Source organism: Falsigemmobacter intermedius, from assembly GCF_004054105.1.
GTDB classification, from domain to species: Bacteria; Pseudomonadota; Alphaproteobacteria; order Rhodobacterales; family Rhodobacteraceae; genus Wagnerdoeblera; species Wagnerdoeblera intermedia.
Genome location: NZ_SBLC01000047.1, coordinates 1,311 through 16,555 on the forward strand (window position 1 = coordinate 1,311; position 15,245 = coordinate 16,555).

The 15,245-nt window shown below is 60.7% G+C and carries 12 protein-coding genes and 1 pseudogene; 4 read left to right on the forward strand and 9 right to left on the reverse strand.

From position 1 onward, the window contains the following. A pseudogene (locus tag EP867_RS17185) lies at positions 1 to 367 on the reverse strand (transposase); the annotation flags it as partial. Positions 368 to 736: 369 nt separating this feature from the next. Between EP867_RS17185 and EP867_RS17190 the strand changes: the two are divergent. Beyond that, positions 737 to 2,377 (forward strand): sodium:solute symporter family protein, encoded by a 1,641-nt coding sequence (locus tag EP867_RS17190; RefSeq protein ID WP_128490696.1) that lies wholly within the window; start codon positions 737 to 739, stop codon positions 2,375 to 2,377. A 4-nt stretch (positions 2,378 to 2,381) separates the two neighbouring features. Then, positions 2,382 to 2,513 (forward strand): putative transporter small subunit, encoded by a 132-nt coding sequence (locus EP867_RS20550; protein WP_306680924.1) that lies wholly within the window; start codon positions 2,382 to 2,384, stop codon positions 2,511 to 2,513. Positions 2,514 to 3,166: 653 nt separating this feature from the next. Here the strand turns inward: EP867_RS20550 and EP867_RS17195 are convergent. The 8 genes from EP867_RS17195 to EP867_RS17230 all read right to left on the reverse strand — a co-directional run bounded on the left by EP867_RS17195 (position 3,167) and on the right by EP867_RS17230 (position 12,974). Next, positions 3,167 to 4,660, reverse strand: coding sequence for an amidase (locus EP867_RS17195; RefSeq protein WP_128490697.1), 1,494 nt, complete (start codon positions 4,658 to 4,660; stop codon positions 3,167 to 3,169). A gap of 14 nt (positions 4,661 to 4,674) precedes the next feature. Beyond that, positions 4,675 to 6,315 (reverse strand): ABC transporter ATP-binding protein, encoded by a 1,641-nt coding sequence (locus EP867_RS17200; protein WP_128490698.1) that lies wholly within the window; start codon positions 6,313 to 6,315, stop codon positions 4,675 to 4,677. Beyond that, entirely contained in the window at positions 6,315 to 7,184 is an 870-nt protein-coding gene (locus tag EP867_RS17205; protein WP_128490699.1) for an ABC transporter permease, read from the reverse strand. The genes EP867_RS17200 and EP867_RS17205 overlap by 1 nt, the downstream gene beginning before the upstream one ends. Before the next feature lie 3 nt (positions 7,185 to 7,187). Further along, positions 7,188 to 8,102 carry an ABC transporter permease gene (locus tag EP867_RS17210; RefSeq protein ID WP_128490700.1) on the reverse strand — a complete coding sequence of 305 codons (915 nt, stop codon included), beginning with the start codon at positions 8,100 to 8,102 and terminating at the stop codon, positions 7,188 to 7,190. Positions 8,103 to 8,184: 82 nt separating this feature from the next. Continuing rightward, a complete protein-coding gene (locus tag EP867_RS17215; RefSeq protein ID WP_128490701.1) occupies positions 8,185 to 9,702 on the reverse strand; it encodes an ABC transporter substrate-binding protein in 1,518 nt (505 codons plus the stop codon). A 30-nt stretch (positions 9,703 to 9,732) separates the two neighbouring features. Beyond that, positions 9,733 to 11,337: a gamma-glutamyltransferase gene (locus EP867_RS17220; protein ID WP_128490702.1), complete on the reverse strand. Its 1,605-nt coding sequence runs from the start codon at positions 11,335 to 11,337 to the stop codon at positions 9,733 to 9,735. Positions 11,338 to 11,356: 19 nt separating this feature from the next. Beyond that, positions 11,357 to 12,589 (reverse strand): NAD(P)/FAD-dependent oxidoreductase, encoded by a 1,233-nt coding sequence (locus EP867_RS17225; protein WP_128490703.1) that lies wholly within the window; start codon positions 12,587 to 12,589, stop codon positions 11,357 to 11,359. A gap of 28 nt (positions 12,590 to 12,617) precedes the next feature. Continuing rightward, positions 12,618 to 12,974: a RidA family protein gene (locus EP867_RS17230; RefSeq protein ID WP_128490704.1), complete on the reverse strand. Its 357-nt coding sequence runs from the start codon at positions 12,972 to 12,974 to the stop codon at positions 12,618 to 12,620. A 112-nt stretch (positions 12,975 to 13,086) separates the two neighbouring features. Between EP867_RS17230 and EP867_RS17235 the strand changes: the two genes are divergently transcribed. Both EP867_RS17235 and menC read left to right on the forward strand, forming a co-directional pair. Next, positions 13,087 to 13,884, forward strand: a complete 798-nt coding sequence (locus EP867_RS17235) for an IclR family transcriptional regulator (protein WP_164888924.1) — start codon at positions 13,087 to 13,089, stop codon at positions 13,882 to 13,884. Positions 13,885 to 13,924: 40 nt separating this feature from the next. After that, positions 13,925 to 15,055 (forward strand): o-succinylbenzoate synthase, encoded by a 1,131-nt coding sequence (gene menC, locus EP867_RS17240; RefSeq protein WP_128490706.1) that lies wholly within the window; start codon positions 13,925 to 13,927, stop codon positions 15,053 to 15,055. Positions 15,056 to 15,245: the final 190 nt, after the last annotated feature.

The window sequence follows — 15,245 nt, forward strand, 5'->3', positions numbered from 1 at the left end:
AGCCCGGGCACGGGTTCAGGCGGCTCAACTGGCCGAGGCGGCGCATGTTGTAAGCCAGGTTCTTCATCCCGATCTTTGCCTTCGCCCGCACCATGCCGATCGTGCGCACCAGTGTGCCGCCCATGTCATTGGTTTGTGCGCCGAAGACATGCTCGACGCGCGCGCGCACCGAAGATTTCGTGCGATTGCTGCTCTTGGCCTGTTCGGTCAGCGGCTTGCCGCGCTTGCCCTTGCGATGGATGTGGCTCCTCAGCTTCATGCTGCGCAGCCTGGATTCCATCTCCTCGGACCGATATGCGGGATCAGCCCAGACACCCGCACCGGTGTTGCCCCGCGTCAACAGGTGGTCCACCGCCTGGCTTCTGTGGTTGCCGCCCGTTATGCAAGAAGCTTTAGACTCTGTTGGCGTGTGATCGAGTGCGGTCTGCTGTCAGGCCTCGATGTGCGGCACTTCTGGAAACCGCGGGCCGGTATGGAGATCTGCATACAGCATGCGCTGCTGCTGCGCGCATCCTGCGGGTTGCATAATGGATTTGCAACGGTATGTTACAACCCGTGATCATCGGTAGATGACACCTCAGGTTTGGTCGAATTCCGACGAAGCCCATCGCTGCTCTGCCATCGTCTGCTTTCATGCGGAGCACAAGCAAACTCTCGGCTCAACAGCCTTAGTCCGGTTCTCCGGGCGAAGACGGCTGCACTGCTTCGAGTCAGGAAACAATTGGCAAAAGGTGCTATGCAGATCCAGCAACTAGGAACCCCCCTCACCCTTCTACTTCTGACACTATTTTTCGGCGTGACGTTCTTGATCACGCTCTCCATCGGTCGCAAACAAGAGAACGCCGATCACTACATGACCGCAGGCAATAAAGTTGCCTTTGGTATCTCCGCCGCCTCTATGACGGCGACTTGGATATGGGCCTCCTCGCTGTATGCGTCAGCGACCTCTGGCTACATCTACGGTATCTCCGGCCCAATACATTACGGCCTTTGGGGTGCCTTGATGATCCTCTTCATCTACCCATTCGGGCGAAGGATCCGCAGCCTGGCACCCAATGCTCATACGCTTGCCGAGATCTTGCATGTGCGTCACGGCCGCTCCAGCCAGCTGCTTCTGGCCGGCTCCAACGTGCTCGGTAGCCTTCTGAGCTTGACCTCCAACTTCATTGCAGGCGGCGCGCTCATCGCCATGCTCTCGCCACTCAGCTTTTCGGCGGGGGTTCTGGTGATCGCGACAGGCGTTCTGCTTTATACGCTCTGGTCGGGCATCCGCGCTTCGATCCTGACAGACTTCGTGCAGGTCTGCGCCATGCTAGGTGCCGCGGCGATCATCGTACCTACAGTGTTCTTCACCGCGGGCGGCCCCGAGATCTTCACAACCGGCGCCGTCAACTTGACGCCCCAGCAACAAAGCTTCTTCTCCACCGAGGCCTTCTTAAACCAAGGCGCACCCTACATTGCGGCTGTACTCGCCTATGCGATCGGCAACCAAACCATCGCGCAGCGTCTCTTTGCGGTGCGCGAGGACAAGATTAAGCAGACCTTTATCACCGCCACCGTTGGATACGGCGCGACGGTTATCGGGGTGGGCATGCTCGGGGTGCTTGCGCTTTATCTTGGGATCGAGCCTCTTGACGGTGACGTCAACAACCTCATCCCGCAACTCGCCGCCAGCTATCTCGGAACCGCGATGCTCTGCGTCTTCTTCGTGATGATCATCGGCGCAATGGCCTCGACCGCGGATAGCGACCTTTCCGCCCTCTCTTCGATCATGATGACGGATTTCTACGGCCGAAACATCGCCAAGCCCGGCCGCGCCGACCCCAAGCTGATGCTGTTGGTCGGGCGCTGTACGATGATCACAGCGACGGGAATCGCCGTTTATATCGCGTCAAACCGCTTGAACATCCTTGATCTTTTGGTCCTCGTCGGTGCGATCTGGGGGGCTTTGGTCTTTCCCGTGATCGCAAGCTTCTACTGGAGCCGCGTGACCAACAAGGCCTTCAGCATCGCGGTTGTGGCGGCGCTGGCGGTATTCTTCCCCGTACGCTTCGGCTTGATCGAGCTTGTCGGACCCATCGCCCTTTTTTCTGACCTTCTTTCGGTCGTGGGCGTCGGCGTCATCGCCGGATTGATGGTGTTTGGCTTTCTCGGTCTTAAGGCCAGCCTTATCGCAGGGAGCCTCGTGACGCTAGCCGTCCTGCCCTTCGGCATGGGCTTTCTGCATCTCTATCCGGTGCTGACTGCATCTCTGCTGGCCTACTCAATCAGCACGCTGCTCTGCGTCGGAATCTCCCTACTGGGCGATCAACACTTCGACTTCGAGGTCATCGCCCAACAAACCGGGCGTTTCGATCGCGCCGCAAAACAGGAGTGACACTATGAATGCTGTATTTCTTAGCGCTTATCTGCTTGCTTGGCCGCTGATAGTTGGGGTTGTACTTGCAGTGATCGTAACGGCATTCGGCAAAGAATGGCGTGATGCGCGTAAAGCCGGACGATCCATGATGTAAGGTCTCCCCGGGGTGATGATGCAGGGCCCTTTGCACGGGCTCTGCATCGCTTCCTACCCGTGTCCGCTTAAGCTTCCTCGGCGCCACGATCCCATGCAAACAGCCCCCTACTTTGACTTTCTGTGACGACGTGCTTCCTGCATCTATCGCAATACTCTCGTTCATCGAAGCCCAACTGCGCGCCCTGCACCTTTGCGACATAGTCGATTTCAAGATCGCGCCCACACTCTAGGACGTGTTGACAAAAAGGGATTCCGCTGACCGTTGATCTGTGATTCATACAGCTTCATAGCAGAAATGAAGCTGCACGCCATTTGAAGCCAGCTTCTCGACCAGCTTGCGCACGTGGTCAGGGCGGTTGGGCACAGTACCAAGGCTACGGACTTCTCCGGCTCTTTCCCCGACTGCGACCCCAACCGAGATCGTTGCCTTATGGACATCCAGCCCAATGAATGTGGCTCACTCTGCATTTGGTCTCTCCCCCATTCTTGAGGCTTGGCACCAGCAAGACTGGAGCAACCCTCGAATGCAGAATGCAATGGGAGAGGCCACAGACCCAGTCAGTTCACACAGCGATCATCGGGTCTAAGCCCAGCTCAATATGACTCAAAACGTACGACAAAGCCCTCGTACGTTACACGGGCATAAGCACCTCAATCAAATCCGAGGAAGCCAGGCATTTCCGACACCGGCGGATGACGCGCAAGCTTCGCCGCGTCTATCCGCGGGGCCGAAAGGAAGGGGTCTGCAGAGCAGATCGCCTCGATCTCACGGGCGAAAGAAAGCAGCGCCGCATCCTCGTTGCGCCGTCCGATGATCTGTAGGCCGAAGGGCATGCCCCTCTCGTCTCGCCCAACCGGCAGGGTGATCGACGGATGCCCCGCGAGGGTCGATGCATAGGCCAACGACAACCATTGATAGTAGCTTTCAGACAATTTGCCGTCGATCTCGGTGGGATAGAGCTCATGCCAGTCGCGGGGGCTGATCGTTACAGCGGGGGAGAGGATGAAATCGTGTTCTTCGAAGAAGCTCTGCCAGCGGCGATAGTAGCTTGTCTGATCGGTCAGCGCGCGCGCGACGTCCTCCGCCGAGAATGAAAGCCCCTCCTCGATATTGGCGTGCATGTTAGGGCCGTAGCTCTCGGGAGATCTACGCACTCCGTCGAGATGGGAACTGAGCATCGAAAGCCCGCGTACCACCGAGAAGATCCGGTCGGCACCGGTGCAATCAGGGTGGGCCTCGGCGAGTTTCGGCAGCATAGGCGCCAGCGCCCGAATTCGCTCCGCGAAGGCGCGACGGATGATGGATTCGGTCATGGTGAAACCAAAATCTTCGGTAAAGGCCACGCGCCACCGGCCGGGATCGGTGACGCGCAGCCGCGCGAAGTCATCCGGCGACCAGAAAGTACGGCCCTCAACGACGCAGGTCAGCGGATCAGCGCGGTCGGCGCGCGCCATGACGGAGAGCATCAGGCCGATGTCCTCGGTGCTCCGCGCCATTGGACCCGAGATGGAGAAGTGGAAGAGCCCGACCGAGCGGCCATTACCAGGCACCACGCCCGGCGAAGGTCTAAACCCCACCACACCGCAAAAGGCGGCCGGGTTGCGCAGGCTGCCTCCGGTGTCGGAACCCGTGCAGAGCGGTGCCATTCCACACGCTAGCGCCGCTGCCGATCCCCCAGAGGAGCCGGCAGCGTTCTTTGTCGGATCGTGTGGGTTGCCCGTCGCACCATACACGGCGTTACGTGTGTTACCACCGAGCGAGAACTCGGGGTTATTGGTCTTGCCAAGAACCACGCCCCCCTCGGCACGCATCGCCGCGACGATCGGGTCGTCCATCATGGCGATATTGTCGCGGTAAAGGATCGACCCGAAGGTCGTCGGCAGCCCCGTCACATTGATCATGTCCTTAACGCCGAAGGGCAATCCCTCGACCGCCCCCAAGGGCTCCCCAGCCATGACTCGCTTCTCCGAAAGCCGCGCCTCGGCACGCACCTCGTCCTGCTTCATCGCCACAACGGCGTTGACAACCGGATTGAGGGCCTCGACCCGCGCTAGACAGGCTTCAACCAGCTCGACAGGTGAGATATGGCGGCGTCCGATCAGACGACGGGCTTCAGTTGCGGTCAGCTCGGCAAGATCGCGCATGGCAGGGAATTTCCTCAGTAACTGGCAGGGGGCAGAGCGGAGAGGTCAGGGACTTCCCAGCCCTGACCAGGCATGGCGTCCAGAAGCTGGCGCGTATAGGCGTGCTGTGGGTTGTGGAACACATCCGCAATCGGCCCGCGCTCGACGATGTCGCCCTTGCTCATCACGATGACGTTGTCCGACACCTGCGCCGCGACCCGCAGGTCGTGGGTGATGAAAAGCATGGAAAGCCCCATTCGATCACGAATTTCGGCCAGAAGGCGCAGAACCTCCTTCTGCACCGAGACATCTAGGGCCGAGACCGCCTCGTCGGCGACGAGTATCTTCGGCTCGACCATTAGCGCGCGTGCTATGCACAAACGCTGACGCTGGCCGCCCGAGAACTGGTTCGGATAGCGGTGGAGTGCCTCCTCCTCCAGTTTCACGATGCGGACGAGCTCACGTGCCTTCTCCATCGCCTGCGCGCGCGGCACGCCAAAGTTGACCGGCCCCTCCACGAGTTGGTCGCCGATAGTGCGACGGGGGTTCAGCGAGCCGTAAGGGTCCTGAAAGACGATCTGGATGTCGCGGCGCAGCCTGCGCAGCTCGCCATGTGGCGCGGCGGCGATGTCGCGGCCGTTGACCAAGATTTTGCCAGCCGAAGGCTCAATAAGCCGCAACATGGCGCGCACCAGCGTCGACTTGCCAGAACCGGATTCACCGACGATCCCAAGGGTCTCGCCCTGGCGGAGCTCGAAGGATGCTGGCTTCAGCGCTTGGACCACTCGTCCCGCTCGCCCGAATGAGGCTGCGACGTGATAGGTTTTCTCCAAGTTTTCTACCGCCAGCACCACCGGCTTATCGGTGGAAACGGCAGCGCGGTCAGAGGCGCGGCGCGGCACCGCGTCGATCAGCTGGCGGGTATAGGGATGTTGCGGCCGGTTAAGCACCTCGTCGGCGGTGCCTTGCTCGACGACCTGGCCCTTCTGCATGACGACGACCTTGTCGGCGACTTCCGCCACCACGTCGAAGTCATGAGTTACCAACATTATGCCCGCACCGCGCTTGTCCTTCAGCTCGCGGAACATGGCGAGGATCTGAGCCTGCGTCGTGACATCAAGCGCGGTCGTCGGCTCGTCGGCAATCAGCAGCGAAGGGTTCATGGCCAGCGCCATGGCAATGACAATCCGCTGACGCTGCCCCCCCGAGAGCTGATGTGGGAACGAGGAATAGATGCGCGGCGGATCGGGTAGGCGGACCTCTTCCAGCAACGCTAGGGTCTTGGCCTTTCGTTCCGCGCGCGAGATGCTGCTGTGGGCCTCGTAGACCTCCTCAATCTGATCGCCCACCGTATAGCAGGGGTTCAGCGCGGTCATCGGCTCTTGGAAGATCATACCCATTCGTGCGCCGCGGAGCTTGGCGTGCTCTGCTTCCGAGAGCTTCAGGATATCGCGGCCCTCAAAGAGGATCTCGCCGCCCGAGGCTTTCAGCGCCTTGGGAAGCAGTGCCATGGTGGCAAATGAGGTGATCGACTTGCCCGAGCCGGATTCGCCCACGATGCAGACGATCTCGCCCGCGTTGACGTCGATCGAGAGGTTCGAGACCGCATGGGGTCGGTCGCCGCCCTTGGGCAAATCGATCGTAAGATTGCGGATGGAAAGAACGGTGGCGCTCATCAGTTGCGGCCCTCCGGTGCGGTGATATCTCGGATCGCGTCGCCGAACATGTTGATCGAGAAGACCAAGATGAAAAGAGCGATGCCTGGGATCATGATCATCCAGCTATCGAAGAGCAGAAGCTCTTTGCCTTCAGAGATCATCAGACCCCAGCTCGGGGTCGGTGGCTGCACTCCAAGGCCGAGGAAGGAAAGCCCCGCCTCAAGGATGATCGCGTGGGCCATCTCAAGTGTCAAGATAACGATCAGATGGCTCATGACGTTCGGCAGCACGTCCTTCCAAAGGATGCGCGCGCGCTTGGCCCCCAGCATCTCGGCAGCCGCAATGTATTCCATCGAGCGCACCTGCATAGTCGCAGAGCGCAGCACCACCGCGAAGCGGTCCCACAGCAGCAGCCCCATGACCATGGTCACGATCCAGACCGAGCCGCCGAGCAGCGAGACGGTGGCCAGCGCGACGAGGATCACCGGCATCGCGAGACGCACGTTAATAAGGTAGAGGACAACCTTATCGACCTTGCCGCCGAAATAGCCCGCCGCGATGCCGAGGCAGGTACCGATCACCGCCGAGACGCCCGCTGCAAGAAGGCCGATCATCAGCGAGACACGGGTACCGTAGATCAGACGCGAGAGCATGTCTCGGCCGAGTGCATCGGTACCGAACAGATGCTTCTCGGTGCCGCCCATCCAGACCGGGGGCTTTAGGCGGGTAACGAGGCTCTGCTTGTAGGGATCATGCGGCGCGATCATCGGAGCGAAGATCGCGATCAGCACGATTAGCGCGAGAATAGTGCCAGAGAGAATAAAGCCCTTGTGGCGCTTGGCGCGCGTCAGCATCTGACGCCCAGGTGAAAGGGTAACGGTGGTCATGTGTCAGCCCCTCAGACGCGGATCGAGCCAGGCGTTCAGCACGTCGGCAAGGAAGGTAAAGAAGATGTAGAAGAGAGAGAAGATCAGGATTAGCGCCTGCATGGTCGGCAGGTCGTTACGGGAAATCGACTGCCAGGCGAGATATCCTGCGCCATTGAGCGCAAAGACGCTCTCGGTCACAACGGAGCCGCCAAGCATGAAGCCCATCTGCACCGCAGCGAGACTAACGACGGGGATGACGGCGTTGCGCAAGGCGTGCTTGAAAAGCACCTTGCGCGGTGCCACGCCCTTGGCGCGTGCAGTGCGGATGTAGTCAGCGGAGAGCACCTCAATCATGCCCGCGCGGGTCAGACGCATGATTGCTGGGGTTGCGTAATAGCCCAGCACGATTGTCGGAAGCACATAGCCGCGCCAGTCTGCAACGCCCGACGCAGGAAGCCAGCCCAGATTAACCGCAAAGAGCACGATGAGGATAAGTCCGAACCAGAAAGATGGAATGGCCTGGCCAACAACAGCAATGAAGAGTGCAAAACGGTCAATCAGCGAATTGGGGCGCATGGCGGCGAGGACGCCCATCGGCACGCCCACTATCAGCGCGAAGCTGATAGCAAGCAGACCGAGCACCATAGTGACCTTCAGCCGATCTGCGATCAGCTCGGCTACCGGCACTTTGAAGAAGGGGCTGACACCGAAGTCACCGCGCAAAGCATGAGAAAGCCAGTCGAGATACTGCACAGGCAGCGGACGGTCGTAGCCGTACTGGGCGCGGATCTGCTCGACCACGTCCTGGGTTGCGTTTTCACCTGCGATGGCGATGGCGGGGTCCCCCGACATGAACACCAAGGCGAAGCTTATGATGGAGACCGTCAGCGCCACAAGCGCTGCCATCCCCAACCGTCCAAGCAAATATTTAAACATTATTTCGTCCGCTGCTGCAGGGCGTTTGTCCACTGGACCTTCCGAGGGCGGATAGGGTCACCCGCCCATGGAGGTACCGGAATTACTTCCAGGACATTTCATAGAGGCGGACGTATTCATCCGCGTTCGGCACGTAGTTCAGGTCGCTCGAATAGACATAGTTGGTCGTATATGCCCAGAGCGGCACCCAATACGCTTCGTCAGCGACCAGCTTCAGTGCTTTGGAATAGAGCTCCTTGCGCTTGGCTTGATCGGTAGTGGTGTCGGCTTCCTTCAGAAGTGCGGTCAGCTCGGGGTTGCGCACGTCATCGATGTCCGAGCCGTCGAAGAACTTCGAGGTAGAAGCCGCCACGTCGAGCACCGAGCCCGAGCCCCAGGTCATGAACGAGGCGGGAACTTCGTTCTTCAGAACCTTCTCAGCGATGGCCGAGTATTGCAGGAAGGTGAGGTTCGTCTTGATGCCGACGTCATCGAGCATCTGCGCCATCGCCTCGGCGGCCTGACGGTCGCGGTAGGCGTAGAAGTCGACCGAGAAGCCCTTCTCATAACCGGCTTCCTTCAGAAGCTCCTTGGCTTTCTCGGGGTTGTATTCGTAGGTGGCGACGTCCTGCTCGCAACCGAACTGCAGCGGGTTGCAGATCGAGTTGGTGATGGTTGAGGTCGGCGCGAAGAAGGCGTCGCGCAACGAGACGCGATCCAGTGCGTGGTTGACGGCCTGACGCACGCGCTTGTCCTTGAAGGCCTCGAAGCCAGTGCGGCCCGAGGCGTCCATCGAGACGTAGCCGAAGCGGACCGAAGGCGCTTGCGTCACGGTGTAGCCACCGCGGGCGGCGACGCGCTGCGCTTGGTCTTCCGGCACCTGCCACATGAAGTCGATCGAGCCCGAGAAAAGATCGGCCATCTGGGTGTTGACGTCGGGAATGGTTCGCACTTCGACGTTCTTGATGGTGGCCTTCTTGCGGGCCGGACCGATTTCCTCATAGCCTTCATAGGCTTCAAGCGTGTAGCCGCGGCCCGGATCGATCGACTTCACCTTGTAGCGGCCGGTGCCGATTGGGTTCTTGGCGTAGCCCTCGGGGCCGACTTCTTGATAGTATTTCGCCGGATAGATCGGCATCGAGGAAGCGATGTAGTCGAGCGCCACCGGCATCGGTGCCTTGAGGTTCACGCGGAAGGTCAGATCGTCGATCTTCTCGGCGTTCTTGATCCAGTTGACGGTGTTCGGCATGGCAACGCCGGTCGCCGGGTCAGAGAAGTGGTTGAAGGTCCATACCGCATCATCGGCGGTGACTTTCTCACCGTTGTGGAAGGTGATGCCGTCGCGCAGCTTGAACTCAAGGGTGACGTCGTCGATCCAAGTAAAACTTTCGGCGACGACATTGTCCCATTCGCCGGTCTCGGCATTGCGCTCGATCAGGCGATCGCTAATCGAGAACTGGAAGATCGTCGATTCACGTGCAGAGGAGAAATACGCGTCGGCGGTGTCGAGATCTTTGGAGAAGGCCACGCGGACAGTATCGTCTGCTTTGCCTGCGAAGGCGGTCATCGGCAGAAGGGCCGCGAGCGCGACGCTTCCCAGAATGCGGGTCATGGTGGTCATAAGCTTCTCTCCCATATGGATTTTAACAGTTCAGTCCGCAGCCACGGAGGCGGCCCAGGGCATGGCGATCTCGCTGACGCCGGTGTTCAGCCCCTCCTCGCGCACCACACCCACTGGGCAGGCATATGCGAGGGGGAAGAAGCCACGCTCAACGCCGATGGTATCGAACTCTTGGCCGAGCGCGTCATGAATTTCAGGCGAGAGCGCCACGTCGGCCTGCACCATCGGGCCACCAGAGACGTCGATGCGCGGTGCATGCATCGCTTCATCCGGGCTCAGGTCGTGGTCGGTCATCAGTAACGTCATCTGCGCAACAGCAGGCAGGATCTTACGCCCGCCGGCCGCGCCGAGCGCGATGCGCCGCGCGCCCTTCTCAACATAGACCGGGCAGATGTTCATCAAACAGCGCTTGTTCGGCGCGACAGAGTTCGGATTGCCCTGCTCTGGGTCGAACCACATGATGCCGTTGTTCATCAAAAGGCCCGTCGAGCCCGAGACGACGCCAGAGCCAAAGGCTGAGAGCAACGTTTGTGTCATGCTGAGCATGTTACCATCGGCATCGACCACAGCGAAATGAGTGGTGCAGGAGGGCGCGTTCGGCGCATCCTGCCCAGCCTCAGGTGCATCGTCGCCCGCGCCTGCAAGCCGACGTGTGTAGGCACCTTGCAGGGCCCTAGCCCAGGCAACGTAATCCTGTGCCCCCGGCGCACCGGTCGGCGCCTTTGGGCGAAGTTGACCGAGTTCACCCAAGAGATCGGCGAAGGTTGGCCCCGCGGTCAGGCGCGGGGTCAGATGGAAGGCGGCACCGTTGTGCGGCACTACGAGTGGCTTTTGCCATTCCGGCTGGTAGCTCTCCAGATCGTCGAGCGCCATGCGGCTGCCCTTGGCCTGCAGGTCACCGATCAGACTACGGGCCAGATCACCACGGTAGAAATCATCAGCCCCAACGGCTGCGATGTGGGCGAGCGTATCGGCCATGCGACTCATGTTCAGCCGCTGGTCGGAAAGAGCGGTCCAGCCCGCAGCCCTCGGATAGACGCCCTTATCAAGGAAAAGGGCCGCCGCATCGGAGTCTGAGGCCAGGACTTCCGCGCGGGAGGCGATCATCAGCATCGCATACCAGTCCATCAGCAGGCCTTCGCGGGCCGCTGCGATAGCGGGCTGCAACAGCTCGCCCCAAGGCATAGTACCGTAGCGCCTGTGCAGAGCAGATATCCCCGCCACGGTTCCCGGCACCGCCACTGCAAGCGCGCCATAGACGTTGCGGTCACCCACAACCGCTTTCCAGGGGAAAAGGTCCGAGGCACGGCCCTCGGCCTCAAGCGGATAATCCGCCGGGTCAAGGCGCTTCGGGGCCTTCATGCCATAGTAAAGCGCCTCGACCGGACCATTGGCGGGTGCCACCATCATGCCGCCGCCGCCGAATGGGCCCGACATCCAAGGTTCTAGTACGCCGAGTGCGAAGGAGACCGCCACCGCTGCGTCATAGGCATTTCCACCCGCTCGCATCACCTCGACGCCGATTTCTGAAGCACGGCGATGCTGGCTGGAGACAACGCCGCCTCGGCTTTCGACCGCAGGTTTGCGCAGGATGGTCCCGCGGGCAGTGTTTGTCTGCTTCACCTTATAGGACATGGTTTCGTCACTTTCCCAGTTAGAGGAAACGGCGCGGGCTGAGGCCCTGCGTCAACTCACTTTCAACCCCATCGAAGAGGTCGGCGAAGATCTTTGCGGATGATGGCCCCGCAGTGAAGCCCTGATGGCCGTGGCCAAAATGGAACCAGAGTCCCGAGTGGTTGGGGGCGCTGCCCATGACAGGCAACATGTCGGGAATGACCGGACGGTCGCCGAACCAGGGATCGGTCTCGACGGGGCGGAGCGCGCCGAAGAGTTCGCGGGCTGCGGCCTCGGAGCGCTTCAGCTGCGCGAGGTCAATCAGCCCGTCGCGGCGAGTGAGCTCGGCCCCAGTGGTCAGGCGAAGACCCTGATCCATCCGAGCAAGGAAAGTGCCGCGCTCGGCATCAAGCATCGCTGTGCGCGGCCCTTTATCGAGCTGATAATGGCGGTGGTAACCGCGCTTCCTCAGCAAGGGGATACGATATCCGAAGCGCAGGGCAAGCTGGTCCGACCAAGGACCAAGGGCGAGGACAACATGTTCGGCTTCCTCCAGCCCCTCCTCGGTGCGTACATGCCAGCCCGCGCCCTTCTGCCCGAGGCTCTGGGCGTCGCCATAGGCGAATTTACCCCCCCGCGCGACGAAAAGACGGCCGTAAGCCGCCGTAAGAGCACCCGGGCTACGGCAGGTCCAGACCTGCCCGTAGTGGATGGCGCCCGCAAGTGCGCAGCGGAGATTAGGTTCTGCTGCGGCGAGGGTCGCGCCGTCCTCGGCAGTAAAGTCGACGCCCCAAGCGGCCTTTACCCGCTCAGCTCCAGTGACGGCAGCCTCGAAGAGCGCGGGGGTACGGAAGAGGCAGCGATAGCCGCCGTATTCGATCAGGTGTCTCATGCCGCTCGCCTCGATCAACGGCTGGTGATACAGGTCAGCCTTCTGCACGATCTGAGCGTAGAGCTTAGAGATCCGCGCATGCGAGGTCGGCGCGGAATGGCTCCAATAGCGCAGGAGAGGCGCGGCGAAGTCGCCAAGCGAGCTAAGGTGCCAGTTGACGTCGTTGGTCCGTTTGAGCACGACTTTAAGGATGCTCGGCAAGTCGCGAGGGAAGGCATAAGGCTCGACGGCCTCGGTCTGGATCGCCCCAGCATTGCCGTAGCTCGTCTCGCGGCCAATACCGCGGCGATCCACCAGCGAAACCTGATGACCACGGGACTGCAGCGCGAGGGCGGTCGAAACCCCCACCATGCCTGCCCCCAGAACGATGACCTGGGCCATAGACGCCCTCCCCCTTGGATACGCCGTATCAGGCGACGACGGCGTGAACCTGGATTTCAACCTTGAATTGCGGCAGAGCGAGCTTCGCCTCTACCGTCGCTCGCGCGGGGGCTGCGCCCGGAGCCACCCAAGCGTCCCAGATGCCGTTCATTTCTTGGAACTCCGCCATGTCAGAGAGCCAGATTGTCGCCGATACGACATCAGCTTTGCTCGCCCCAGCCTCGGCCAAAAGCGCGTCGATCTTTGCCAGCACATTAGCGGTCTGCTCGGCGGTGGTGCCGTCGAGATTGTCGGCCACCTGACCAGCAGTCACGATCATCCGGCCTGAGAGCGGCCAGCTGACCGCCCCGCTCATGCGCTGGTTTTGGGCAAAGCGTTCAATCATTTTGGTCCTCAGTCTGTCGTTATAGCGACATAATTCCATTACAGTGGACAGAAATGCCGATGTTTAGTAACACGTCAAGCAAGATATGTGCCCCGAGAGCGGAAAATCTTTAATGATCGGAAAAAGAGCAAATGGAACGGAACGCGCACTAGACCTCATCGAGGCTCTGAGCGACGCCGATGCGCCACTCAGCCGGGCCCAACTTGCGCAGATAACCGGCATGCCGCGTTCGACTGTCTACACGCTGAGCAATCTTTTAATCGGACGTGGCTGGCTGATCGAGCAGCAGGGCGGGCAGATTTTACTGGGACCGAAAGCGGGCTTCGTCAGCAATCGCTACATACATCAGCATGGTCTTGATGCGCTCGCGCGCCAAGTGCTTTCAGAGCTCTCGCGGCGCACGGGCCATCCTTGTGAGATCGACATCCTCGATCGTTGGGAACATGTGGTTGCCATCAGCGAGGGTCGCATTGCCTCAGGTTATCTGCGTCCCGTGGAGGGCGCGCGGCTACCGCTGATGCCGACAGCTGCAGCTCGCGTGATCCTCTCCGACGTGCCCGAAGCTATATTGCGCGCAAGGATCGACCAAGCCCTCCTGCGCGACGCCGCCAACGGCCCCCTCGCTTGGGAGCGTTTCTTCCAAGAGGCACAGGAGGGGCTGCTGCGCGGCTACGTCACTGTCGAGGGCTGGCTCGGGGGTACGGTCTCCACGCTCGCCTGCCCAGTGCATGCGGCCTCGCGTCAGATCGTCGCCTCGGTCTGCATGATCCTGCCTGGATCGAAGGCAGCCCCCTTCCTCGACACCTGCCTGCCGCCCTTGCAGGAAGCAGCCGAGAAGCTGACCGGTATAGTCCAGCGCCTTGGCTGGCCGGACGCAGAGAACGGCAAATCCCTAATGTGCGCGGAGTGACCCCGCGCGCCACCCCACCCCAGATGGAAGGTTTCTTGTCATGACCGCCCCCTTGCGTGAACCGCTCGTGATCGAGTCCGCCGAGCTAAAGCTGATCGAGCTGCCACTTCTCAACCCCTTCAGGATTGCGACTGGCACGATGGTGAAGAAGACGATCCCGATAGTGGTCGTGCGCGCCGGCGGCTATGAGGGCTATGCCGAGGGCGTAGCCGATGTACTGCCTGACTATCTGCCAGAGACTATCGTCTCCTCTATGATGATGATCCGTGACGTTTTCTTGCCGCAGGTGGTGGGCAAACCCCTGACCAATCCGCAAGCAGTCGAGCGTCTATTCCGCCCTTGGCGGGACCACCAGATGGCAAAGGCTTCCGTGGAAATGGCAATCTGGGACCTCTGGGCAAAATCCCAAGGCCTCCCGTTGTGGCAGATACTCGGTGGCACCCGCAGTGAGGTCGAGGTCGGCGTCTCGCTTGGCATTAAGGAGATCGCACGTACGCTGCAGGACGTCGAGATCCATGTTCAGCAGGGCTACCGCCGTATAAAACTGAAGGTAATGCCAGGCCATGATCTGAAGTTGCTGGATGCGGTACGCGCGCGCTTCCCCGACGTGCATCTGACGGTCGACGCGAACTGCTGCTACACGCTCGCCGATCTGCCGATCCTCCGCGCGATGGACAAGTATAACCTTGACTACATCGAGCAACCCCTTGCCTGGAACGACCTGCACGACCACGTCAAGCTGCAGGCCGCGCTCGCCACGCCGATCTGCCTCGACGAATGTATCCGCACGCTGCCCGACGCCCGCAAGGCCTTGGCAAGCGATGCGGGCCGCGTGGTCAACATCAAGGTAGGGCGTCTAGGCGGTCATACGGTAGCCAAGCAGGTCCACGACCTTTGTCTTTCGTATCACGTGCCGGTTTGGTGTGGTGGCATGCTAGAAGCCGGGATCGGGCGCGCACACAATATCCATCTTTGCACGCTGGAGCAGTTCTCCCGACCTGGCGACACCTCGTCGTCGTCGCGCTACTTCGAGCGTGACATCGTGCTTGAAAAGCTGGAGACCGAGAACGGCCTGATGCCAATTCCAGCCAGCGGTGCGGGCATCGGGGTGACGATGGACTGGGACTACGTTGAAGCTATCACGCTCTCGTCTGAAAGCTTCCGAGCCTGATTTAATTTGCGGCGGCAGAGCACGAAACGCTGGCCTCGGTCTAGATCAGCACCGGTAACCGTGTGCTGATCTTTCAGCCGTCCCTATGCCAGATGCCGCACCACCGGTGCTAGGCTCAGGACTTCGATAACGGGGTCATCCCAGTCAAGCGGTTTTGCACATGCGGGATGCGCCGCCGAACTGCGGTCTT